The sequence below is a fragment of the Helicobacter pylori genome (assembly GCF_030062585.1).
Taxonomy (GTDB): Bacteria; Campylobacterota; Campylobacteria; order Campylobacterales; family Helicobacteraceae; genus Helicobacter; species Helicobacter pylori_CN.
Window position 1 is genome coordinate 1,080,614 of record NZ_CP071935.1, and the last position, 22,070, is coordinate 1,102,683.

Consider the following 22,070-nt stretch of genomic DNA (forward strand, 5'->3'; position numbering starts at 1 on the left):
CAGAAAGGAAAGGTATGGAAGAGATTAACAGAGAAGAGTTTCAAGAAGTCGTTGTGAATATTGGCCGTGTAACCAAAGTGGTTAAGGGCGGTAGGCGGTTTCGTTTTAACGCTTTAGTGGTTGTGGGCAATAAAAATGGGCTTGTGGGCTTTGGTTTGGGCAAGGCTAAAGAAGTCCCTGATGCGATTAAAAAGGCGGTAGACGATGCGTTTAAAAACCTAATCCATGTAACGATTAAAGGCACGACTATCGCTCATGACATTGAGCATAAATACAACGCAAGCCGTATTTTACTCAAACCGGCAAGTGAGGGAACGGGGGTGATTGCTGGGGGTTCAACGCGCCCTATCGTGGAATTAGCAGGCATTAAGGATATTCTAACCAAATCTTTAGGCTCTAATAACCCCTATAATGTGGTGCGCGCGACTTTTGACGCTTTAGCGAAAATCAAGGCGTAGTTAAAAAGGAGATATGATAATGGGATTAGAAAATTTAAAACCGGCTAAAGGTAGCGTTAAGAAAATCAAACGAGTGGGCCGTGGTCAAGGAAGCGGCATGGGAAAAACCGCTACAAGAGGCGGTAAAGGCCAAACCGCAAGGACAGGCTATAAGGCTAAAAGAGGCTTTGAAGGAGGGCAACAACCCTTACAACGCCGTTTGCCTAAAATAGGTTTTAGGACTAAAGATTCTCATATCTATTCTATCAATGTGGAAAAGAATGAAGCGATTAAGGATTTAGAAGAAATCACTTTTTTAAGCTTGCGCGCTTTACACCATTTCCCTCTTTATATTGAAGGCGTGAAATTGATCGGTAAAGACGCTAAAAACTTGGCTTCTAAAATTAAAGATGAGAGAATCAAAACAAGCGGGCAGAAATAATGCCCCTATTGTATCAGCTTGATTTAAGAGGAATAAGTTATGAATAAAGCCATTGCTAGTAAGATACTCATCACTTTGGGTTTTTTATTTCTCTACAGAGTCTTAGCTTATATCCCCATTCCTGGCGTAGATTTAGCAGCGATCAAGGCTTTTTTTGACAGCAATTCCAACAACGCTTTGGGGTTGTTTAACATGTTTAGCGGGAATGCGGTTTCTCGCTTGAGCATCATCTCTTTGGGTATCATGCCCTATATCACTTCTTCAATCATCATGGAGCTTTTGAGCGCGACTTTCCCTAACCTGGCTAAAATGAAAAAAGAGCGAGACGGCATGCAAAAATACATGCAAATCGTGCGCTATTTGACCATTTTAATCACCCTAATCCAAGCGGTGAGCGTTTCAGTAGGCTTAAGGAGCATTAGTGGAGGAGCCAATGGGGCGATCATGATTGATATGCAAGTCTTTATGATCGTTTCGGCGTTTTCAATGCTTACAGGGACGATGCTGCTCATGTGGATAGGGGAGCAAATCACACAAAGGGGCGTGGGGAATGGGATTAGCCTTATTATTTTTGCCGGGATTGTTTCAGGGATCCCATCAGCTATTTCAGGCACATTCAATTTGGTCAATACGGGCGTTATTAATATCTTAATGCTCATTGGTATTGTGCTGATTGTTTTAGCGACTATTTTTGCGATTATCTATGTGGAATTAGCCGAGCGCAGGATCCCTATTTCTTATGCGCGTAAAGTGGTGATGCAAAACCAAAACAAGCGCATCATGAATTACATTCCCATCAAGTTGAATTTAAGCGGGGTGATCCCCCCTATTTTCGCTTCAGCTCTGCTCGTGTTCCCTTCTACGATTTTGCAGCAAGCCACAAGCAACAAAACCTTGCAAGCGATTGCGGATTTTTTAAGTCCGCAAGGGTATGCGTATAATATTTTGATGTTCCTACTCATTATCTTTTTTGCTTACTTTTATTCTTCTATTGTGTTCAATTCTAAGGATATTGCGGATAATTTGAGGCGTAATGGTGGGTATATTCCAGGGCTTAGGCCTGGAGAGGGGACTTCATCGTTTTTAAATTCTGTAGCGAGTAAGCTCACTTTGTGGGGTTCATTGTATTTAGCGCTCATTTCTACCGTGCCTTGGATTTTGGTTAAGGCTATGGGCGTGCCTTTTTACTTTGGAGGCACAGCGGTGCTGATTGTGGTTCAGGTCGCTATTGATACCATGAAAAAGATTGAAGCGCAAATTTATATGAGCAAGTATAAAACTTTAAGCGCGGTAGGCTTTTAATGGCAATCTCTATTAAAAGCCCAAAAGAAATCAAAGCCCTAAGAAAAGCCGGGGAATTAACCGCACAAGCGTTAGCCCTTTTAGAGCGAGAAGTAAGGCCTGGGGTTTCACTTTTAGAGCTGGATAAAATGGCTGAAGATTTTATCAAATCCTCTCATGCTAGGCCTGCTTTTAAGGGGCTCTATGGATTCCCTAACTCTGTGTGCATGTCCTTAAATGAGGTGGTCATTCATGGCATTCCTACGGATTATGTTTTACAAGAAGGGGATATTATAGGCTTGGATTTGGGGGTGGAGGTGGATGGCTATTATGGCGATTCGGCAATCACTCTCCCCATAGGCGCGATAAGCCAGCAAGATGAAAAATTGCTCGCTTGCTCTAAAGAGAGCTTGATGCATGCCATTAGTTCAATTAGAGTGGGCATGCATTTTAAAGAATTGAGTCAGATTTTAGAGGGCGCTATTACAGAAAGAGGCTTTGTGCCTTTGAAGGGATTTTGCGGGCATGGCATTGGTAAAAAACCCCATGAAGAGCCAGAAATCCCCAACTACCTAGAAAAAGGCGTCAAAGCTAATAGCGGCCCTAAAATCAAGGAGGGCATGGTATTTTGCTTAGAGCCTATGGTGTGTCAAAAACAGGGCGAGCCTAAAATACTAGCGGATAAGTGGAGCGTGGTTTCAGTGGATGGGCTTAACACAAGCCACCATGAGCATACTATCGCCATAGTTGGCAATAAAGCAGTGATTCTTACGGAGCGTTAATGGCAAGAGATGATGTTATAGAAGTGGATGGGAAAGTGATTGAGGCGTTGCCTAACGCCACTTTTAAGGTGGAGTTAGACAATAAGCATGTGGTGTTGTGCCGTATTTCTGGAAAGATGCGCATGCACTATATTAGGATTGCTTTAGGCGATAGGGTCAAGCTAGAGCTTACGCCCTATAGTTTAGACAAGGGTCGGATAACTTTTAGATATAAATGAATTTAAGGGTTATTTCAATGAAAATATGTTAGCATAAAAGTTTTTAATAGTGCCTAATTTTTTCAAAGGAGAAAAATCATGAAAGTCAGGCCATCAGTGAAAAAGATGTGCGATAAGTGCAAAATTATTAAAAGAAGGGGCGTTATTAGAGTGATCTGCGCTACCCCTAAACACAAACAAAGACAAGGATAAAGCATGGCAAGGATTGCTGGTGTGGATTTACCAAAAAAGAAGAGAGTAGAGTATGCCCTTACCTATATTTATGGGATTGGGCTTAAGAGTTCTAGAGAGATTTTAGAAGCGGTGGGCATTTCTTTTGACAAGCGTGTGCATGAATTGAGCGAAGATGAAGTGTCTAGCATCGCTAAAAAAATCCAACAAAGCTACCTAGTAGAGGGCGATTTGCGTAAAAAAGTTCAAATGGATATTAAATCTTTAATGGACTTAGGGAATTATCGTGGGATCAGGCATCGTAAGGGTCTTCCTGTAAGAGGCCAAACCACTAAAAATAACGCTAGGACTCGTAAGGGTAAGAAAAAAACCGTGGGTAGCAAGTAGCGGATAAGGAGATGATGATTTAATGGCTAAGAGAAATGTAGTGGCTAAAAAGAAAGTAGTCAAAAAGAATATTGCTAGAGGGGTTGTTTATATTTCAGCGACCTTTAACAACACCAACATCACTATCACTGATGAAATGGGTAATGTGATTTGCTGGAGCACGGCGGGCGGTTTAGGGTTTAAAGGCTCTAAAAAATCCACCCCTTATGCGGCCCAACAAGCTGTAGAAAGCGCTCTAAGCAAGGCTAAAGAGCATGGCGTTAAAGAAGTGGGCATTAAGGTTCAAGGGCCAGGTAGTGGGCGTGAGACCGCCATTAAGAGCGTGGGCGCGACAGATGGCGTTAAAGTGCTTTGGATTAAAGACATCACCCCGCTCCCTCATAATGGTTGCAGACCCCCTAAAAGAAGAAGAGTGTAAGGAGGCTTTATGGCAAGATATAGAGGTGCAGTAGAAAGACTAGAAAGGCGTTTTGGGGTTTCTTTAGCTTTAAAAGGTGAAAGGCGATTGAGCGGGAAGAGCGCGCTAGATAAGAGGGCTTATGGGCCAGGTCAGCATGGGCAAAGGCGTGCTAAGACTTCTGATTACGGGTTGCAGTTGAAAGAAAAGCAAAAAGCTAAAATGATGTATGGCATTTCTGAAAAGCAATTCAGGAGTATTTTTGTGGAAGCCAATCGCTTGGACGGCAATACGGGTGAAAACCTTATCCGCTTGATTGAAAGAAGATTGGATAATGTCGTTTATCGCATGGGGTTTGCGACCACTAGAAGCTCTGCTAGGCAATTGGTAACGCATGGGCATGTGCTTGTGGATGGTAAGCGTTTGGATATTCCCTCTTATTTCGTGCGTTCAGGGCAAAAAATTGAGATCAAAGAAAAAACCAAGAGCAACCCTCAAGTGGTGCGCGCGATGGAATTGACAGCTCAAACAGGGATTGTGCCATGGATTGATGTGGAAAAAGATAAAAAATACGGCATCTTCACCCGCTACCCCGAAAGAGAAGAAGTGGTTGTCCCTATTGAAGAAAGACTCATTGTAGAATTGTATTCTAAGTAAGGGGTTAGAGCATGAAAGTTATCAAAACAGCACCTTTGATCCCATCAGAAATTAAGGTGCTAGAGAAAGAGGGCAATCGGGTTAAGATTTCTCTGGCTCCATTTGAGTTTGGTTACGCTGTTACGCTCGCTCATCCTATTAGAAGACTCTTGCTTTTAAGCTCTGTGGGGTATGCTCCTGTAGGTTTAAAGATTGAAGGTGTGCATCATGAGTTTGACTCATTAAGGGGGGTTACTGAAGATGTGTCGCTTTTTATCATGAATTTAAAGAATATCCGCTTTATAGCCAAGGCGTTGGTGGGGCAGGATAGCTCTTTAGAAAACCAATCGGTTGTGGTGGATTATTCTTTTAAAGGGCCTATGGAGCTTAGGGCTAGGGATTTGAATTCTGAGCATATAGAAATCGTCAATCCGGAAATGCCTCTAGCCACAATCAACGAAGACGCTCAATTGAATTTTTCGCTCATTATCTATAAAGGAATGGGGTATGTCCCAAGCGAAAACACAAGGGAATTGATGCCTGAGGGCTACATGCCACTAGACGGCTCTTTCACGCCGATTAAAAAGGTCGTTTATGAGATTGAAAATGTTTTGGTTGAGGGCGATCCCAACTATGAAAAAATCATTTTTGATATTGAAACAGACGGGCAGATTGACCCTTATAAAGCGTTTTTATCAGCGGTGAAAGTGATGAGCAAGCAACTAGGCGTTTTTGGTGAAAGACCCATTGCTAACACGGAGTATTCAGGCGATTACGCTCAAAGAGATGACGCTAAAGACTTGAGCGCTAAAATTGAAAGCATGAATTTGAGCGCTAGGTGTTTTAATTGCTTGGATAAAATCGGCATCAAGTATGTGGGTGAATTGGTTTTGATGAGCGAAGAAGAGCTTAAGGGCGTGAAAAACATGGGTAAAAAATCCTATGATGAAATCGCTGAAAAATTGAATGATTTGGGCTATCCGGTAGGCACAGAATTAAGCCATGAACAAAGAGAGAGTTTAAAGAAAAGATTAGAAAAATTAGAAGATAAAGGAGGTAACGACTGATGAGACACAAACACGGATACCGCAAGCTTGGGAGAACCAGCTCGCACAGAAAGGCGTTATTAAAGAATTTAGCGGTCGCTTTGATTGAGCATAACAAAATTGAAACAGGGATTTATAAGGCTAAGGAATTGCGCAGTTACATTGAGAAATTAACGACAGCGGCTCGTGTGGGCGATTTTAATGCACACCGCCATGTTTTTGCATATTTGCAAAACAAAGAAGCCACCCACAAGCTTGTAACTGAAATCGCGCCCAAATACGCGCAAAGGAATGGCGGATACACCAGAATCCAACGCACCACTTTTAGAAGAGGGGACGCTTCCACTCTAGCCACCATTGAATTTGTATGAAATTTGATGAACTGCTAGCCAAGATTTAGTCTTGGTTGGTGGTTATCGCTTTGATTTTATCCTTTTAAAAGAAGCACTCAAAAGCTTTGACTTTGTTTTATTGATCATGAAATTTAAAAAATCTAAAAAGCATTTTCTGTAATCAAAATATAAAAGAGCTTAGTTAAGCGATAATCTCAAAACGGCAAAAATAAAGTAACTAAAACCCCAATTTTAATTTTTAAATTTGGAGAAAAAAATGGAATTTGGTAAAGAATTGTTCACAGAACTTGCTTCAAAAGTGGAAGCTTTTTGTGTGAAAAAATATGGTCAGAATTTGTGTAATTGTTTAAAAAATCAAAATAAACTCAAAACTCACACTGGCTTTTATCCCACCCTTTAATGACCCTGTTGTATTCTTGAATCGCCTAAACTTCATCGTTCAAATAGATTTTTCTGTCTTTACTTGAGCGGTATTTCTTGCATTTTTATTAAGGCTTCTAATTTGGTTTGATGATTTTAAGAAATCCAACTGCTGGAGATTGAGCCAGATGGATTCAAGCGTATTTTGAGACACGCTAGATATTGGCTATTCGTTTATGCTAAACTGCTTTGGATTTTAGCCGATATGAGTGATGGGTTGATTTGTTCGCTTTGTAGTGGTTTTGTTGAAAAAATATGAACTCCTATTATTGTGTCCGCCACACAATGCATAATGGAAACGCAAAATCCGACCGCCTTTTCCACACAAAGCGAAACTAAATCAATCTTTCTATACTTGCTAACTCAAACGCTTCTTAACTTGACACAATATACAGACAAAAACTTGCCTAACAAAACCCGCTTATAAGAATTTTTGATACACCAACACTACCGATTTAGGTGTAGAGCTAAGGCTAAAAAAACTATCTGTAGCTTCATTGAGCGAGCCAGAAAAGAGCGTTTTTAAACGCAAGTTTTTTAAGGGGTATTTGAGGTTTTTAGAAGTGAATTGGGCTTTAAAATCCAAGCTAAAAAGTGAGATTTGTTCCCCTTTAAAACTAGGTAAAGTGAAAGGGGTTTCTAACACCCTAAAAAGACCATAATCGCTTATGGCTTGGATTTTTTGGCAAAATTTAAAATACTCCAACAATAAAAAAGTGTTCGCTAAAGCGTGATCTTCTCGCTTGCCATTCAACCCTAAAAAAATAAAATCATCAAAGCCTTTATTCAAGGCATAAAAAAAGGCTTTGGATAAATCGTTGCTGTTTTGTTCGCTCACGCGTATAGGGTTATACAAAGCTTTCAAATGCGAATCAATGCTATCTAGATCGCCTATAACAACGCTGGGTTTGAATTGAAGCGCATGTAATGAGGTAACAGCCCCATCGCATGCGATTAAAAAGGGAGCGTTTTTTAAAAGGTCTAAGCATTTTTTAGATTTAGGAAACTCCCCATTCGCTAAAATCACTGCTTGCATGACTGGTTCCACCGGTTAAAATAATACAAGCCAATAAAAAGGTATAGGATCGTTGTGAAGAATTGCACCAAGCTCTCTGTAGAAATTTGGAAAATACAAAACCACACGATAATGGACACGATATTCCCCAAAGTCATTAAAACATAACTCTCCATATAACGCAAAACCTGCAAAATAAAAGCAATAATAAAGATGACGAAATTAAAACTCTCTGCCCATAAAAAATTCGTTTTAATCTCTTTAAAAAACAAAGCGCTCACATAAGTTAAAACCCCTATGCCTAAAACGAGCGCAAAACGCCAATTTTTGGGAAGTTTTTGAGCCTTAATAACGCCCTCATGCTGCTCTGTCTTTTTCCATGCGAACAGCCCATAAATCGTTACTGGCATATACAAAAAAAGGCATAAAATCACATCAGCGTTTAATTTCCACTGATAAGCGACATAAGCGTAACTCAAATTATAAACAAGACCAAACACAAAGCAAATCGTTTGCCTTTCTCCGGCAAAAAACGCATACAAAACCCCGCTAAGCCCTGCTAAAAGATTGATAAACGAGCCTTTGACAAGGATATTAGTGATGGTTAAAAACACGCAAGAAAGAATGAGTGTGGCGTAAAATCGTTTGGGTAGTTGGGTGGTTATTAACATGCTATTTCCTTACGCAAGAATTACCTTGACAAGTTCTACGGGTTTGATCTCAGCCTTTTAAAAACTTGAGCGTTTTTAAAAAGCACCCCTTAAATGCTCCTTATTGTAACACAAATCAGTGAGAACGCGCTTTAAAGTTTCTTTAATTTTTTACTCCCCCCCTCCATATTAATGCCATTTGGGTTAAATCACCACCCTAATTTAGTGCAAAGCCTAGAACAAATCCCAAAACACACAAGAAAGCCAAGCATAACCAAACCCTCTATAAGGAAGTTGCTAGGATGCCCACAATACGCCGAGATCTCATGGATAGCAGCAATAAAGGGCATCGTTAAAAGCATCACATAAAAATCCCTTAGTCTTGATCCTAACACAGCGTTATAAAACGCGCCAAAAAACCTAGCCTTAAAAATGGCTTTGAGAAACCTAGGGTATCTTACTTGGAAAGATTTATAACAATCCCTACCTCGTGGGTCAAACAAAAGGTTAGACAACAAAGCCGCTATTAGACCCACTAGCCACATATAATAGCTATTTTTAGGGTCAAAAATCGAATCGCTAGCTGAACCATCTATGTCATAAAAAATCCTAGCGTTTATGGAGATACATATCGTATAGACTAGAGCCACTGCCCATTGATATTCCCAATCGCTCAAACGATTTTTGATATTCATGCTCTTCTCCCCCAAAACTACCTATCATACACGAAATGACGATCATAGGTGGGTTCTCTTGGGGCTTGTGGCTCTCTATCAACGCCACGGATGTAATCTTCTACCCTATCGCCTATTTCTCTGCCAAACTCTCTCCCCACAGAACCACCAACTAATCTGCCAGCCCAACCAACCGCAGGACCACCAACAGCTCCCCCCACTGCACCACCAACACCACCCCCAATTGCACCACCAACAGCTCCCCCCCAAAATCTGCCTAATTCACCCCTTGCCTCTATTTTAGGACTAGCTATAGCTACATTAGCCATTGCACCGCATAAAACCACTACACAACTAAATGTTCTTAATCCACTCATAACAAATCCTTTCATCAATTGAGATTCAAAGCATGTTTGACACACCTTGATAAGAATATTTATACCACAACCCTATTAAAAGCATTGTTACAGATCAGCAAAAGATCACAAAAAGCTCAATAAGTGTTTTGTTTATTCACAAATTACAGGATTAAAGTAAATCATTGGTTTTTAGCATTTTTAAGCGCTTTGGAATGCCAAGTTTCAAGCATTAAAGCCTTTAATTGCGTTTTTACACCAACCGCTTAAAAATTGAACGCCTATTTTGAATATATTAGACGCTTTTTTATTTTTATGCTAAACTATTTTGAGTTTTGGCCGATGTGACTTCATACAGAGATTAAACCAATCATAAATAGTAAGGCTAATTCCATCTCGCTCTGTAATAGGTTTGAAACCATGCATCTAAGATTGACTCCTATCTTGTAAGTGCCATACTACAAGTTCCCATAATAAAAACTTCTAAAAATCAAAACCTACAGAGCGAGATGGAATTAACCTTTTGTGATTGCAAAGGATAGCCAATCTTAAACAACCAATACAAGCCTTATAATATCATTAATCGCTATTCAAAATCACAGATATTTTAATACAGCGTTCAATTTTTGAAAGCAAGAGTCCACTCACAAATCTTTTAACAACAAATTTTTATACCATGTTACGGGCTTTCGTGTTAGAATGCGTATTGAATTGATTTTAGGAGTGTAAAAATGCAAGTTTCACAATATCTGTATCAAAACGCGCAATCTATTTGGGGGGATTGCATTTCCCATCCGTTCGTTCAAGGCATAGGGCGTGGGACTTTAGAAAGGGATAAATTTCGTTTTTATATCATTCAAGATTATTTGTTTCTTTTAGAATACGCTAAGGTGTTTGCTCTAGGCGTAATTAAGGCTTATGATGAAGCGGTGATGAGGGAGTTTTCTAACGCTATACAAGACATTTTGAATAATGAAATGAGTATCCATAACCATTATATTAGAGAACTTCAAATCACTCCAAAAGAATTGCAAAACGCGCGCCCCACTCTAGCGAATAAATCCTATACAAGCTACATGCTCGCTGAAGGGTTTAAGGGCTCTATTAAAGAAGTTACGGTGGCTGTTCTATCCTGTGGTTGGAGCTATTTAGTGATCGCGCAAAATTTAAGCCAAATCCCCAACGCTTTAGAACATGCCTTTTATGGGCATTGGATTAAGGGCTATAGTTCCAAAGAATTTCAAGCGTGCGTAAATTGGAATATTAATTTGCTTGATTCCCTCACTCTCGCTTCTTCAAAACAAGAAATTGAAAAATTAAAGGAGATTTTTATCGCTACAAGCGAATACGAATACCAGTTTTGGGATATGGCGTATCAAAGTTGAATAAAAGTTTTTGTCCTGTTAGAAAAACGCAAGAGAAGAAAATATCTATCTCTTGCAAAACGATTATTGAGCGTAAGCTTCTAGTTTGAGCTCAATCTTTACCTCATCTCCAACGACAGCATCGCTAAAGGTTTTACCGATACCAAAATCCTTGCGGTTGATTTTACCTTCAGCTTGTAGCACCATGAATTCTTTTTTATTCATGGGGTTTTGTAAGGGGGCTTGGATTTTGGCTTCTAACACGACAGGCTTGGTTACGCCATGAAGGGTCAAATCCCCATGGATTTTACCATCTTCGTATTTTGTCATTTTAAAGCTCCCTTTGGGGTATTTCATGACATCAAAAAACTCTGCTGTTTTTAGGTGGTCATCTCTTTTTTTGTTCCTAGTGTTAATGCTTTTAATATCAATTTTGCCTTCAAAAACATTGAGAGCCTTGGTATTAGGATCGGCATCAATTTTGCCATCAAAACTATCAAACACGCCTCTTGTTTCATTGAATTTGAAGTGCTTGACCTCAAACCACACACTAGAGTTTGCCTTATCAATCGTATAAGGTTTTGCAAACGCCAAACTAACGCCCAAAAGGGTGAACATTAACGCTTTTTTCATTGTTTCCTCACTTCATTTTGAATTAAAAACGCCAACTATACAACAAATTGGTTAATGGTAAAATACTCCTAATCATCTGTTTTAAGGTATAATACAAAAAATCCCCATTAGGTAGGTGTTGTTATGATAAAAAAGACCCTTGCATCAGTTTTATTAGGATTGAGTTTGATGAGTGTTTTAAATGCCAAAGAATGCGTTTCGCCCCTAACAAGAAGCGTTAAGTATCATCAGCAAAGCGCTGAGATCAGAGCCTTGCAATTGCAAAGTTACAAAATGGCGAAAATGGCACTAGACAATAATCTCAAACTCGTTAAAGACAAAAAGCCAGCCGTCATCTTGGATTTAGATGAAACCGTTTTAAACACTTTTGATTATGCGGGCTATTTAGTCAAAAATTGCATTAAATACACCCCAGAAACTTGGGATAAATTTGAAAAAGAAGGCTCTCTTACGCTCATTCCTGGAGCGCTAGACTTTTTAGAATACGCTAATTCTAAGGGCGTTAAGATTTTTTACATTTCTAACCGCACGCAAAAAAATAAGGCATTCACTTTAAAAACGCTCAAAAGTTTTAAACTCCCCCAAGTGAGTGAAGAATCCGTTTTATTGAAAGAAAAAGGCAAGCCTAAAGCCGTTAGGCGAGAATTAGTCGATAAGGATTATGCGATTGTTTTACAGGTGGGCGACACTTTGCATGATTTTGATGCACTTTTTGCTAAAGACGCTAAAAACAGCCAAGAACAACAAGCCAAAGTCTTGCAAAACGCTCAAAAATTCGGCACAGAATGGATCATTTTACCTAATTCTCTCTATGGCACATGGGAAGATGAGCCTATAAAAGCATGGCAGAATAAAAAATAAAATTTATCCATCGCATAAGAACGATTTTTGCTAACATGACAAAAAATTTGATCTCTTAGGCGGAGTCATGGATTTTGTAGGGTTTGAAGATTTAAAATGCAAAGATAAAGAAAACTCTCAAAAAGTTTTTGTGATCCGTAACGACAAGTTAGGCGATTTTATTTTAGCCATACCCGCTTTAATCGCTCTAAAGCAAGCTTTTTTAGAAAAAGGCAAGGAAGTGTATTTGGGCGTGGTTGTGCCTAGCTATACCACCCCAATCGCTTTAGAATTCCCTTTCATTGATGAAGTCATTATAGAAGACAACCATTTGAGCGCCACTCTCAAACGCAAATCCATTGACGCTCTTATCTTTTTATTTTCTAATTTTAAAAACGCCAGACTCGCTTTTAGTTTGAGAAAATTTATTCCTTATATCCTAGCCCCAAAGACCAAAATCTATTCTTGGTTTTATCAAAAGAGCGTGCGTCAAAGCCGATCGCTGTGTTTAAAAACCGAATACGAATACAATTTGGACTTAATCCATGCGTTTTGTAAAGATCACAATCTCCCTAACGCTTCAATTAAAAAAATCGCATGGAAGCTTAAAGACAAATCCAAAGAGCGATCCATCATCGCTTCAAAACTCAACGCTAATGTTGATCTATTGTGGATTGGCGTGCATATGCATAGCGGAGGCAGTTCGCCCGTATTGCCTGCTTCGCATTTCATTGAGCTGATTGATTTTTTACACAAGAATTTGAGTTGTGAGATCATTCTTATTTGCGGGCCAGGCGAGAGGAAAGCCACAGAAGAACTCCTTAAAAAAGTCCCCTTCGCTCGCCTCTATGATACGAGCCATAGTTTAGTGGATTTAGCCAAATTGTGCGCGAATTTAAGCGTCTATATCGGGAACGCTTCAGGCCCTTTGCATGTGAACGCTTTGTTTGACAACCAATCTATCGGGTTTTATCCTAACGAACTCAGCGCTTCTATTGTCAGATGGCGGCCTTTTAATGAGCGTTTTTTAGGCATCACCCCGCCTAATGGCTCAAACGATATGGGTTTGATTGACATCAAAAAAGAAAGCGAGAATATTATTGAATTTATCGCACCCAATCTTTCTTGCACACAAGAAAGATAACGGCAACAAGCACCACACAAGCAACCTTAACAACGCTCAAAAGTTGAATCTGATTAAAGTGGTTTTTCGCATTCCTAATTAAAATTTCTAATTTCCTCATAAATTGAACCTTGAAAAATCCAATTTGAGTTTAAGTTAGATTAGCCCTTGCAGACTCTATAAGGCTATTAATTTATTGCCCATTTATCTATTTCTTGTAGAATACGAGTTTATTTTTAATATAAAGAAATTAATGATCAGTCTCATAGAAAAAGCCCCTTACATTCCCTATCCCCTAGCTCTTTATGAAAAATTAGAGCGCGAGCACACCTTGCTTTTTGAAAGCGCTGAGATTGAGAGCAAAGCGCACACCAAATCCCTATTAATGGCTAAAGCCTGTTTGAAGCTAATTTGCAACCACAATATCGTAACCATCACTAGCCTGACACCTAATGGTGGGGCGTTTTTGCAAAAATTGAGCGCGTTTTTTAAAACGCCTATACAAGACAATGCCCTAACCTTAACCTACACCAAAAATAAAAAAACGCAAGATGAGTTTTTAAAACTCTTTGAGCCTAGCCCCTTTGACGCTTTAAGGGGGCTTTTTAAAAGCGTTAAAACAAAACCCAAGCATCCCTTTACGCTTTTAAGCGCGGGTGTTTTTTCTTTTGAAATGCTCAATTTTTTTGAAGATTTACCCCACTTAAAAGCGCAAGACAACACCGTGCATGACTTTATCTTTTATGTCGCGCAAAATTTGATCATCATAGACCATAAAGAAAAAAGCGCTGAAATTTTGGGGGCGTGTTTTGATGAACGCTTTAAAACAGAGATAGCCCAAGAATTACAGGATTTAAAAGAGTTGGCTAAAAACATCAAAAGCGACTTTGTCCCTAAAAAATCCAAGCAAAGCACGGAAGTTAGCGTTAATTGCGATGATAGCGAGTTTGAAAAAAAGGTGCTATCCTTACAAGAAGAAATCAAAAAGGGCGAGATCTTTCAAGCGGTGTTGTCGCGCAGCTTTTATATGGAGTGCTTGGAGGGTTTGAGCGCGTATTATCATTTAAAACTCTCTAATCCTAGCCCCTATATGTTTTATATCAAAGACAGCGATTTTATCCTTTTTGGGGCAAGCCCTGAGAGCGCTTTAAAATACAACGCCTTAACGAATACGGCTGAGATTTATCCCATTGCTGGCACTCGTTTAAGGGGCAAAGACAAGCAAGGGAATATTGATTACGATTTAGATAGTAAAATGGAATTTGATTTGCAACACGACTATAAAGAAAGGGCTGAACACATCATGCTAGTGGATTTAGCCAGAAACGACATGGCCAGGGTTTCAAAAAAACGCTATTGCGACAAGCTTTTAAAGGTGGATAAATATTCCAATGTCATGCATTTAGTCTCAAGGGTTGTGGGGGAATTGAAAAAAGGGTGCGATAGTTTGCATGCTTACAGGAGCTTTATGAACGCCGGCACGCTTAGCGGTGCGCCTAAAATCTCTGCGATCAGGCTCATTTACCAATTAGAAAAGCAAAGGAGAGGCTCTTATGGGGGGAGCGTGGGGTATTTAAACAGCGAGGGTTCTATGGATTCTTGCATCACTATCCGTTCATGTTTTGTTAAAAACAATAGGGCGCTGATCCAAGCAGGAGCCGGTATCGTGTTAGACAGCGTGCCGCAAAACGAAGCGAATGAAACAAGAGCCAAAGCGCAAGCCCTTATTGATGCGATCAGGAAAACAAGCTTATGAAAATCTTTTTTATAGATAATTTTGATTCTTTCTCTTATAATTTGGTGTATGAATTAGAGTGTTTGGGTTATGAAGTGGCTGTCTATCAAAACGATATTGATCCGAGTTATCTTATGGGTTTAATGAATGAAGAATCAAAAACGCCTTTATTGTTCATTTCACCCGGGCCAGGTAATCCTAGCAGTTCAGGCAATCTTTTAGAAATCATTGCAATGGCTAAAAAGAAATTCCCTATTTTAGGGGTTTGTTTAGGCTTACAGGCTTTAGCGCAAAGCTATGGGGCTAAAATCATAAGGAGCAAAGAAATCGTGCATGGCAAAGCGACCACTATCGCGCTCAAAAAGCATGCCGTTTTTAAAGGTTTAGGGGAAAGCATGGTGGTGGGGCGTTACCATTCTTTAATGGCGAGCGGGTTGCCTAAAAATTTAGAAGTGATCGCCGAACATGACAATATCCCTATGGCTATTGTCAATGAAGAAGATAAAATCTTAGCCTATCAATTCCACCCTGAAAGCATCATGACTTTACAGGGGAGGGCGTTGTTAGAGCAAAGCGTGGGGTTTTTAGAAGGGTTATTATGAAAGAGATTTTAAACGCTCTTTATCATCAAAAAGACTTGAACGATGAAGAAGTCAAAAAGTTATTCACCCTTATTATCCACGAAAAAGTAAGCCCAGCGCAACTTGGGGCCATTTTATGCGCTTTAAAAATCAAGGGCGAGAGCTTTAAGGAGATTAGCGTCGCTGCAACCACGCTTTTAGAGCATGCCCCTAAGCCTTTTAACAGCGGCTTGGATTTAATAGACAATTGCGGCACAGGGGGCGATGGGCTAAAAACGATTAACATCAGCACGATTGCTGCACTCATTGCCAGCTCTATGGGATTATCTATGGCCAAACACGGATCAAGGAGCGTTTCCAGTCATAGCGGGAGCGCGGATTTGTTGGAAAATTTAGGCGTGAATATTGAAATGAATCCCACGCAGTTAGAGAATTGCTTCAAACAAACGCATTTTGGGTTTTTATTCGCGCCCTTATACCATCAAAGTTTTAAAAAATCCGCCCCTTTAAGAAAAGAGCTTTTCACTAAAACGATTTTTAATTGCTTAGGGCCTTTAATCAACCCCTTAAGGCCCAAAATCCAGCTTTTAGGCGTGTATGACAAATCCTTGTGTAAGACCATGGCGCTAGCGTTAAAGGCTTTAGGCGTTAAAAGGGCGATGGTGGTTAATGGAGGGGGGACAGATGAAATCGTGTTGCATGACATTACGCATGCATGTGAATTGAAAAATAATGAAATTTTAGAGTATGACTTGAGCGCTAAAGATTTTGATTTACCCCCCTATGATTTGAAAGAATTACAGATTGAAAACGCAAAAGAAAGCGTTCAAGCGTGTTTAGATATTTTAGAAAATAAAGGCAAAGATTCGCATACGATGGTGGTTGTGGCGAATGTGACGAGTTTGTTGTATTTGAGCCATAGGGCTAAAGATTTAAAAGAGGGCGTGGGCATGACTTTAGAGCATTTAAAAACCAAAGCGCCTTATGCGCATTTGCAAAAAATCATAAGGCTAAGCCATGCCTAGCGTGTTAGAAAACATCCTTAAAGACAAGCTCTTAGAAGTCTCTGATCTCAAAAAAAATCACGCTTTACCGGTAAACATAACCCCAAGCGATAGGGATTTTAAAAAAGCGTTACTAGAAAAAAAGACAAGCTTTATTTTAGAATGTAAAAAAGCATCGCCCTCTAAAGGTTTAATAAGAAAAGATTTTGATCTGTTGGAAATAACCAAGACTTATGAAAAATTTGCCTCTTGTATTTCAGTTTTAGCTGATTCTAAATATTTTTTAGGCTCTTATGAAAACATTAAGATCGTTTCGCAGCATTCCACTAAGCCCATTTTGTGTAAAGATTTTATCATTGATGCTTTTCAGATCAAACTCGCTAGAATGATGGGGGCTAATGCGGTGCTTTTAATGTTAAGCGTATTAGATGATAAAAATTATTTAGAGCTTTTCAATCTCGCCAAATCCTTAAACATGAGCGTGTTAACTGAAGTTTCCAATAAGCAAGAAATCAAACGCTTGCTCAAACTCCAATACGACATTATAGGCATCAATAACAGGGATTTGCACACCCTGACAACCGACATTAACAACACGCTCAAATTGCACTCTCTCTTGCCTAAAGACGCGCTCGTGGTGAGTGAGTCCGGTATTTATTCGCATGCGCAAATCAAAGCCCTAGCCCCTTATGTGAATGGCTTTTTAGTGGGCAGCTCTTTAATGAAAGAAAAGGATTTGAAAAAAGCATGCATTAAATTGATTTTAGGCGAAAATAAAGTGTGCGGGCTTACAAGGATTAAAGACGCTAAAGCCGTTTATAAAAACCATTTTATTTATGGGGGTTTGATTTTTGAAAAATCTTCGCCCAGATACATCAAGCCTAAAAAAGCCCTAAAAATCACAAAAGCGGTTAAAAAATTGGATTTTGTGGGCGTGTTTGTGAAAGACGGGATTAAAAAAATTCAAAAAATCGCTAAAAAGCTTGATTTAAAAGCGGTGCAGCTTTATGGCTATTCGCCTAAAAAAATCGCTCAATTAAAAAAAGTGCTCCCTAAAACTTGCGCGATCTGGCAAGTAGTGAGTGTGGCGGATTCTAAAGATTTAGTGCCTAAAGCTAAAGAGGCCTCTCTAATCTTATACGACACTAAGGGGGATAAAATGGGAGGCAATGGCGTGAGTTTTGATTGGGGTATTTTAGAAAATGTCAAAACGCCTTTCATGTTAGCTGGTGGGCTTAATTTGGATAATATTCAAAACGCCTTGAAAATTAAAGCGTTGGGTTTGGATTTCAATTCCGGTTTAGAAATAAGCCCTGGGATTAAAAATAAGGATAAAATCAAGCGATTAGCCCGAATTTTAAGAGAGTATTAAAATGAATCAAAAAGCGTATTTTGGGGAGTTTGGAGGGAGTTTTGTTTCAGAATTGTTAGTGCCTGCATTAAGAGAGTTAGAACAGGCGTTTGATGCGTGTTTGAAAGATGAAAAATTCCAAAAAGAATATTTCCATCTTTTAAAAGATTTTGTGGGCCGTCCTAGCCCTTTAACCTTGTGTCAAAATATCGTTTCTAATCCTAAAGTCAAGCTTTATCTAAAACGAGAAGATTTAATCCATGGCGGGGCGCACAAGACTAATCAAGCCTTAGGGCAAGCTCTTTTAGCGAAAAAAATGGGGAAGACAAGGATCATTGCTGAAACAGGCGCCGGTCAGCATGGCGTGGCGACGGCTATCGCTTGTGCGTTATTGGACTTAAAATGCGTGATTTTTATGGGAGAAAAAGACATCAAGCGCCAGGAAATGAATGTTTTTAGAATGCGCTTATTAGGGGCTGAAGTGAGAGAAGTCAATTCAGGGAGCGCGACGCTTAAAGACGCCGTGAATGAGGCCTTAAGAGATTGGGCGAGCAGCTATAAGGACACGCATTATTTGCTAGGCACAGCCGCGGGGCCGCACCCTTACCCCACAATGGTTAAAACCTTTCAAAAAATGATAGGCGATGAGGTTAAAAGCCAGATTTTAGAAAAAGAAAACCGCTTGCCTGATTACGTGATCGCATGCGTTGGAGGGGGGTCTAACGCTATAGGGATATTCAGCGCGTTTTTAAACGACAAAGAAGTGAAACTCATAGGCGTAGAGCCGGCGGGTTTAGGGCTAGAAACCAATAAACATGGGGCGACTTTGAATAAGGGGCGTGTGGGGATTTTGCATGGGAATAAAACCTATCTTTTACAAGATGATGAAGGTCAGATTACAGAAAGCCATAGCATTAGCGCCGGGCTTGATTATCCAGGGGTGGGGCCAGAACACAGCTATTTAAAAGAGAGTAAGCGTGCAGTTTATGAAAGCGCAAGCGATGCTGAAGCGCTAGAAGCCTTCAGGTTGTTGTGCCAAAAAGAAGGCATTATCCCGGCGCTAGAAAGCTCACACGCTTTAGCGTATGCCTTAAAACTCGCTCAAAAATGCGAAGAAGAAAGCATTATTGTAGTGAATTTAAGCGGTCGAGGGGATAAGGATTTAAGCACCGTTTATAACGCTTTAAAGGAGGTTTAAAATGAGGTATCAAAACATGTTTGAAACCTTAAAAAAACAAGACAAAATGGCGTTTATCCCGTTTGTAACCTTGGGCGATCCTAACTATGAATTGAGTTTTGAAATCGTTAAAACCCTAATGACTAGCGGGGTGAGCGCTTTAGAATTGGGGTTTGCTTTTTCAGATCCTGTAGCGGATGGCGTTACCATACAAGCGAGCCATTTAAGAGCGTTAAAACACGCTAGCATGGCTAAAAATTTCCAGCTTTTAAAAAAGATTAGAGGCTATAACGATGATATTCCCATAGGGCTTTTAGCGTATGCGAATCTCATTTTTTCTTACGGCGTTGATGGTTTTTACGCTCAAATCAAAGAATGCGGCGTGGATAGCGTTTTAATAGCGGACATGCCCCTAATAGAAAAAGAATTAGTCCTAAAATCCGCTCAAAAGCACCACATTAAACAAATCTTTATCGCCAGCCCTAATGCGAGCGTTAAAGATTTAGAACAAGCCGCTACGCATTCGCAAGGCTATATCTACACTTTAGCCAGGAGTGGGGTTACAGGGGCGAGCCATACTTTAGAAAATGACGCGAGTGCTATTATTAAAACCTTAAAAACCTTTAGCCCTACCCCCACATTACTAGGCTTTGGCATTTCTCAAAAAGAACACATCACAAACGCTAAAGGCATGGGCGCTGATGGCGTGATTTGCGGATCAGCGTTAGTCAAAATCATAGAAGAAAATTTAAACAATGAAGACGCCATGCTAGAAAAAATTAAAGGGTTTATAGGAGAAATGATCTTTTAAGGCTTTTAGGCTTTGTTACGTCAAAAAATTAAAGATTATAGATTAACAATCATCATCAGGTTTTATTGCATGCGCGTTATTATTGGGTGTATTTTTCTAAATCTATGAAAGGCACTGTTCTTGTTGTATTGGGCTTTCCGATTCTAGGCATACCATTCACCAAATGTGTAGCGTAGTCAGGCGTTAGCGTAGGAAATACTGCCATAAGCCTAACAATAATATAAAAGTAACCTTATAGTGTGGTTGATAGCGGCTAAAATCGCAGGTATTTTGATAATAAAAAAGGTTTCATACATACCAAGCCATAAGCTTTTTATAATGCTTTTAAAAAGAACTATTGATTACTCAGTCCTTTTCGTCTTCGGGTTCTATGTCTATTATGTTATTGTCATGGCTGATTGCTTTCAAAGTATTTAAGATTTTATCTGCCTTTTCTTTTGCTTCAAGCACCTGTTTATATCCTTCAGCTGCTTTTTTATATCCTTCAGATTCTTCTTTAGCCACATAGCATAGTGCTTCCAAGATTGGTTGCATTTCAGCTTTTTCACTTGCTTTTGCAAGATCTCCATGTTTGTTTTTCATTTCGTGAGTGAGATGAGAAGCGTTTTTATTTTTGCTATTTGTACCCATAAAAATCCTTTACAATTAATTTAAAACTTTTCATTATAATAAGCTTAGGATTAGCTTAAATAGTGCAAAAAATTTGAGATCTTATGATTTTATGTGTAGTTTTAAAGCGACTTGTTTAATTGATCTAATATTTTTAAGAGTAAGGGATAAGAAATGAGATTATCCCAAGCTCTATTTTAAAGTTTTTCTAATAAATTGAGCAACGCCCTTTTATACTCTAACGCCGTTGTTTCATCCTTGCCCTCAAAGCGGCTGACTAAATAGGGGGTGGTGTTGCTTGCGCGAATAAGCCCAAAACCATGTTCAAAAACCACCCTCACGCCATCAATGCTGATGATTTCTTTGATTGTAGGGAAATGACTTGGCGGGTTTTTAAGCGCTTCTTGTAAGTTATGAATGATTTCAAATTTTTCTTCTTCGCTCACGGCGATTTTTTCTTCAGGCGTGGTGTAGGAATAGGGGAGGTTTTTAATGGTGTTTTCCAAGTCGCTTGGACTTTGTTCAAGCAATAACTCCAAAGCCCTTAAACATGCATAAAGGGCGTCATCATAGCCAAAATAGCGTTCTTTAAAAAAGATATGACCGCTCATTTCAGCCGCAAAATGCGCATGGGTTTCTTTGAGCTTGATTTTTAAATTGCTATGCCCGGTTTTATACATGAGCGTCTTACCAAAAGTATTGATCGTGTTATACATCACTTGAGAGCATTTGACTTCGCCTATCACAAAGGGGGTGATGCCTTGAGCATGCAAGCGTTTAGCGAATAAAATCGCTAATTCATCGCCCGCATAAATATGATGAGAGCTTAGCATCGCAATCCTATCCGCATCGCCATCAAAAGCAAAGCCTATTAAAATAGCGTTTTCTCGCATGTGTTTTTCTAAATCTTTTAAGTTTTTCGCTTCGCTAGGGTCTGGGTGGTGGTTAGGGAAATTCCCATCAGGATCGCTATAAAGGCTGCTAAAATCAATGTTTAAAGCCTTTAAAATCGGCTCTAATCCTAACGCTCCCACGCCATTGCCAAAATCTAGGGCGATTTTGTATTTAAGGTTTTTCAAATGCTTAAAATCCTTGATCAAATAGCGCTGATACGCTTCTAGGGCATTGACTTTCTCTGGTGTTTCTTTTAGGGGTTTTATTTCATGCTTTGCGCTTAAAAGCGTGTCTTTTAAAGCCTGAATGTCCTTGCCATAAAACGGGTTTTGGTTGAGCGTGATTTTAAAGCCGTTGTATTCTTTGGGGTTGTGAGAGCCAGTGATCATGATGGAATTAGGGCATTGAATACCATTGATTTCATTAAAGGCCGCAAAATACGCTACCGGTGTGGGGATTAGCCCTAAATCATACACTTTCAAGCCGCTTGATTGCAGCCCCGCGCTCAAAGCTTCAAACAAAAAACGCCCATGCACCCTTGCGTCATGCCCTACAAACACGCTTTTATCGCATTCTCGCATGATTTTCCCTAACTCCACGCCGATACTAAACGCACTCTTCTCATCTAAAGTGGTGGGGTAAATGCCTCTAATATCGTATTCTCTAAAAATGCTAATGTCCAT

Annotated in this window: 28 protein-coding genes; 20 read left to right on the plus strand and 8 right to left on the minus strand. The window is 39.6% G+C overall.

Going from position 1 to position 22,070, the window contains the following annotated elements; all coding sequences use genetic code 11:
* Nucleotides 1–14: 14 nt before the first annotated feature.
* The 11 genes from rpsE to rplQ all read left to right on the plus strand — a co-directional run bounded on the left by rpsE (nt 15) and on the right by rplQ (nt 6,168).
* The gene (rpsE, locus tag J5F42_RS05135; RefSeq protein WP_001860543.1) at nt 15–458 is read left to right on the plus strand and encodes a 30S ribosomal protein S5; all 444 of its coding nucleotides are present in this window, start codon (nt 15–17) and stop codon (nt 456–458) included.
* A gap of 19 nt (nt 459–477) precedes the next feature.
* Nucleotides 478–879, plus strand: coding sequence for a 50S ribosomal protein L15 (gene rplO, locus J5F42_RS05140; RefSeq protein ID WP_000522159.1), 402 nt, complete (start codon nt 478–480; stop codon nt 877–879).
* Between the two features lie 39 nt (nt 880–918).
* Complete coding sequence (secY, locus tag J5F42_RS05145) at nt 919–2,181, plus strand: preprotein translocase subunit SecY (RefSeq protein ID WP_001030183.1); 1,263 nt, start codon at nt 919–921, stop codon at nt 2,179–2,181.
* Entirely contained in the window at nt 2,181–2,942 is a 762-nt protein-coding gene (gene map / locus J5F42_RS05150) for a type I methionyl aminopeptidase (RefSeq protein ID WP_001018114.1), read from the plus strand. Before secY ends, map begins: the two co-directional genes overlap by 1 nt.
* On the plus strand, nt 2,942–3,160 hold the full coding sequence (gene infA, locus J5F42_RS05155) for a translation initiation factor IF-1 (RefSeq protein ID WP_000090248.1): 219 nt from the start codon (nt 2,942–2,944) through the stop codon (nt 3,158–3,160). The genes map and infA overlap by 1 nt, the downstream gene beginning before the upstream one ends.
* A 78-nt stretch (nt 3,161–3,238) precedes the next feature.
* The gene (rpmJ, locus tag J5F42_RS05160; RefSeq protein WP_000868339.1) at nt 3,239–3,352 is read left to right on the plus strand and encodes a 50S ribosomal protein L36; all 114 of its coding nucleotides are present in this window, start codon (nt 3,239–3,241) and stop codon (nt 3,350–3,352) included.
* Between the two features lie 3 nt (nt 3,353–3,355).
* Nucleotides 3,356–3,718, plus strand: coding sequence for a 30S ribosomal protein S13 (gene rpsM, locus J5F42_RS05165; protein WP_000090809.1), 363 nt, complete (start codon nt 3,356–3,358; stop codon nt 3,716–3,718).
* Between the two features lie 22 nt (nt 3,719–3,740).
* Nucleotides 3,741–4,136, plus strand: a complete 396-nt coding sequence (gene rpsK / locus J5F42_RS05170; RefSeq protein WP_001129296.1) for a 30S ribosomal protein S11 — start codon at nt 3,741–3,743, stop codon at nt 4,134–4,136.
* 9 nt (nt 4,137–4,145) lie between these two features.
* Nucleotides 4,146–4,772, plus strand: coding sequence for a 30S ribosomal protein S4 (gene rpsD / locus J5F42_RS05175; protein WP_000135247.1), 627 nt, complete (start codon nt 4,146–4,148; stop codon nt 4,770–4,772).
* Nucleotides 4,773–4,783: 11 nt separating this feature from the next.
* Nucleotides 4,784–5,818, plus strand: coding sequence for a DNA-directed RNA polymerase subunit alpha (locus J5F42_RS05180; protein WP_000864525.1), 1,035 nt, complete (start codon nt 4,784–4,786; stop codon nt 5,816–5,818).
* On the plus strand, nt 5,818–6,168 hold the full coding sequence (gene rplQ / locus J5F42_RS05185; RefSeq protein ID WP_097639109.1) for a 50S ribosomal protein L17: 351 nt from the start codon (nt 5,818–5,820) through the stop codon (nt 6,166–6,168). The genes J5F42_RS05180 and rplQ overlap by 1 nt, the downstream gene beginning before the upstream one ends.
* A gap of 823 nt (nt 6,169–6,991) precedes the next feature.
* Here rplQ and J5F42_RS05190 read toward each other — a convergent pair.
* The 4 genes from J5F42_RS05190 to J5F42_RS05205 form a co-directional block, all read right to left on the minus strand.
* Nucleotides 6,992–7,606 (minus strand): thiamine diphosphokinase, encoded by a 615-nt coding sequence (locus J5F42_RS05190; RefSeq protein WP_077386059.1) that lies wholly within the window; start codon nt 7,604–7,606, stop codon nt 6,992–6,994.
* Nucleotides 7,594–8,256 (minus strand): nicotinamide riboside transporter PnuC, encoded by a 663-nt coding sequence (gene pnuC, locus J5F42_RS05195; RefSeq protein WP_097699702.1) that lies wholly within the window; start codon nt 8,254–8,256, stop codon nt 7,594–7,596. Before pnuC ends, J5F42_RS05190 begins: the two co-directional genes overlap by 13 nt.
* A 188-nt stretch (nt 8,257–8,444) precedes the next feature.
* Nucleotides 8,445–8,930 (minus strand): hypothetical protein, encoded by a 486-nt coding sequence (locus J5F42_RS05200; protein WP_097699703.1) that lies wholly within the window; start codon nt 8,928–8,930, stop codon nt 8,445–8,447.
* A 17-nt stretch (nt 8,931–8,947) separates the two neighbouring features.
* On the minus strand, nt 8,948–9,301 hold the full coding sequence (locus J5F42_RS05205; protein ID WP_183004696.1) for a pantothenate kinase: 354 nt from the start codon (nt 9,299–9,301) through the stop codon (nt 8,948–8,950).
* Between the two features lie 695 nt (nt 9,302–9,996).
* Here J5F42_RS05205 and tenA point away from each other — a divergent pair.
* Nucleotides 9,997–10,650 (plus strand): thiaminase II, encoded by a 654-nt coding sequence (gene tenA / locus J5F42_RS05210; RefSeq protein ID WP_001198291.1) that lies wholly within the window; start codon nt 9,997–9,999, stop codon nt 10,648–10,650.
* Between the two features lie 63 nt (nt 10,651–10,713).
* Here tenA and J5F42_RS05215 read toward each other — a convergent pair whose 3' ends face one another.
* A complete protein-coding gene (locus J5F42_RS05215) occupies nt 10,714–11,262 on the minus strand; it encodes a YceI family protein (protein WP_033588096.1) in 549 nt (182 codons plus the stop codon).
* 123 nt (nt 11,263–11,385) lie between these two features.
* On the opposite strand from J5F42_RS05215, the gene J5F42_RS05220 reads away from it, so the two are divergent.
* The 8 genes from J5F42_RS05220 to trpA all read left to right on the plus strand — a co-directional run bounded on the left by J5F42_RS05220 (nt 11,386) and on the right by trpA (nt 19,884).
* The gene (locus J5F42_RS05220) at nt 11,386–12,123 is read left to right on the plus strand and encodes a 5'-nucleotidase, lipoprotein e(P4) family (protein WP_097699706.1); all 738 of its coding nucleotides are present in this window, start codon (nt 11,386–11,388) and stop codon (nt 12,121–12,123) included.
* 67 nt (nt 12,124–12,190) lie between these two features.
* The gene (locus J5F42_RS05225; RefSeq protein ID WP_283491189.1) at nt 12,191–13,246 is read left to right on the plus strand and encodes a glycosyltransferase family 9 protein; all 1,056 of its coding nucleotides are present in this window, start codon (nt 12,191–12,193) and stop codon (nt 13,244–13,246) included.
* Nucleotides 13,247–13,478: 232 nt separating this feature from the next.
* Nucleotides 13,479–14,981 carry an anthranilate synthase component I gene (gene trpE / locus J5F42_RS05230; RefSeq protein WP_283491613.1) on the plus strand — a complete coding sequence of 501 codons (1,503 nt, stop codon included), beginning with the start codon at nt 13,479–13,481 and terminating at the stop codon, nt 14,979–14,981.
* Complete coding sequence (locus tag J5F42_RS05235) at nt 14,978–15,562, plus strand: aminodeoxychorismate/anthranilate synthase component II (protein ID WP_097699709.1); 585 nt, start codon at nt 14,978–14,980, stop codon at nt 15,560–15,562. The genes trpE and J5F42_RS05235 overlap by 4 nt, the downstream gene beginning before the upstream one ends.
* The gene (gene trpD, locus J5F42_RS05240) at nt 15,559–16,566 is read left to right on the plus strand and encodes an anthranilate phosphoribosyltransferase (RefSeq protein WP_283491190.1); all 1,008 of its coding nucleotides are present in this window, start codon (nt 15,559–15,561) and stop codon (nt 16,564–16,566) included. The genes J5F42_RS05235 and trpD overlap by 4 nt, the downstream gene beginning before the upstream one ends.
* Nucleotides 16,559–17,917, plus strand: coding sequence for a bifunctional indole-3-glycerol-phosphate synthase TrpC/phosphoribosylanthranilate isomerase TrpF (gene trpCF / locus J5F42_RS05245; protein WP_097699711.1), 1,359 nt, complete (start codon nt 16,559–16,561; stop codon nt 17,915–17,917). Before trpD ends, trpCF begins: the two co-directional genes overlap by 8 nt.
* A 1-nt stretch (nt 17,918) precedes the next feature.
* A complete protein-coding gene (trpB, locus tag J5F42_RS05250) occupies nt 17,919–19,094 on the plus strand; it encodes a tryptophan synthase subunit beta (RefSeq protein ID WP_097699712.1) in 1,176 nt (391 codons plus the stop codon).
* Between the two features lies 1 nt (nt 19,095).
* Nucleotides 19,096–19,884, plus strand: coding sequence for a tryptophan synthase subunit alpha (gene trpA, locus J5F42_RS05255; protein ID WP_078241092.1), 789 nt, complete (start codon nt 19,096–19,098; stop codon nt 19,882–19,884).
* A 79-nt stretch (nt 19,885–19,963) separates the two neighbouring features.
* Here trpA and J5F42_RS05260 read toward each other — a convergent pair whose 3' ends face one another.
* The 3 genes from J5F42_RS05260 to J5F42_RS05270 all read right to left on the minus strand — a co-directional run bounded on the left by J5F42_RS05260 (nt 19,964) and on the right by J5F42_RS05270 (nt 22,070).
* Nucleotides 19,964–20,089: a hypothetical protein gene (locus J5F42_RS05260; RefSeq protein WP_260233061.1), complete on the minus strand. Its 126-nt coding sequence runs from the start codon at nt 20,087–20,089 to the stop codon at nt 19,964–19,966.
* A gap of 140 nt (nt 20,090–20,229) precedes the next feature.
* The gene (locus J5F42_RS05265; protein ID WP_078241093.1) at nt 20,230–20,514 is read right to left on the minus strand and encodes a hypothetical protein; all 285 of its coding nucleotides are present in this window, start codon (nt 20,512–20,514) and stop codon (nt 20,230–20,232) included.
* A gap of 176 nt (nt 20,515–20,690) precedes the next feature.
* Nucleotides 20,691–22,070 carry a phosphomannomutase/phosphoglucomutase gene (locus J5F42_RS05270; RefSeq protein ID WP_078287032.1) on the minus strand — a complete coding sequence of 460 codons (1,380 nt, stop codon included), beginning with the start codon at nt 22,068–22,070 and terminating at the stop codon, nt 20,691–20,693.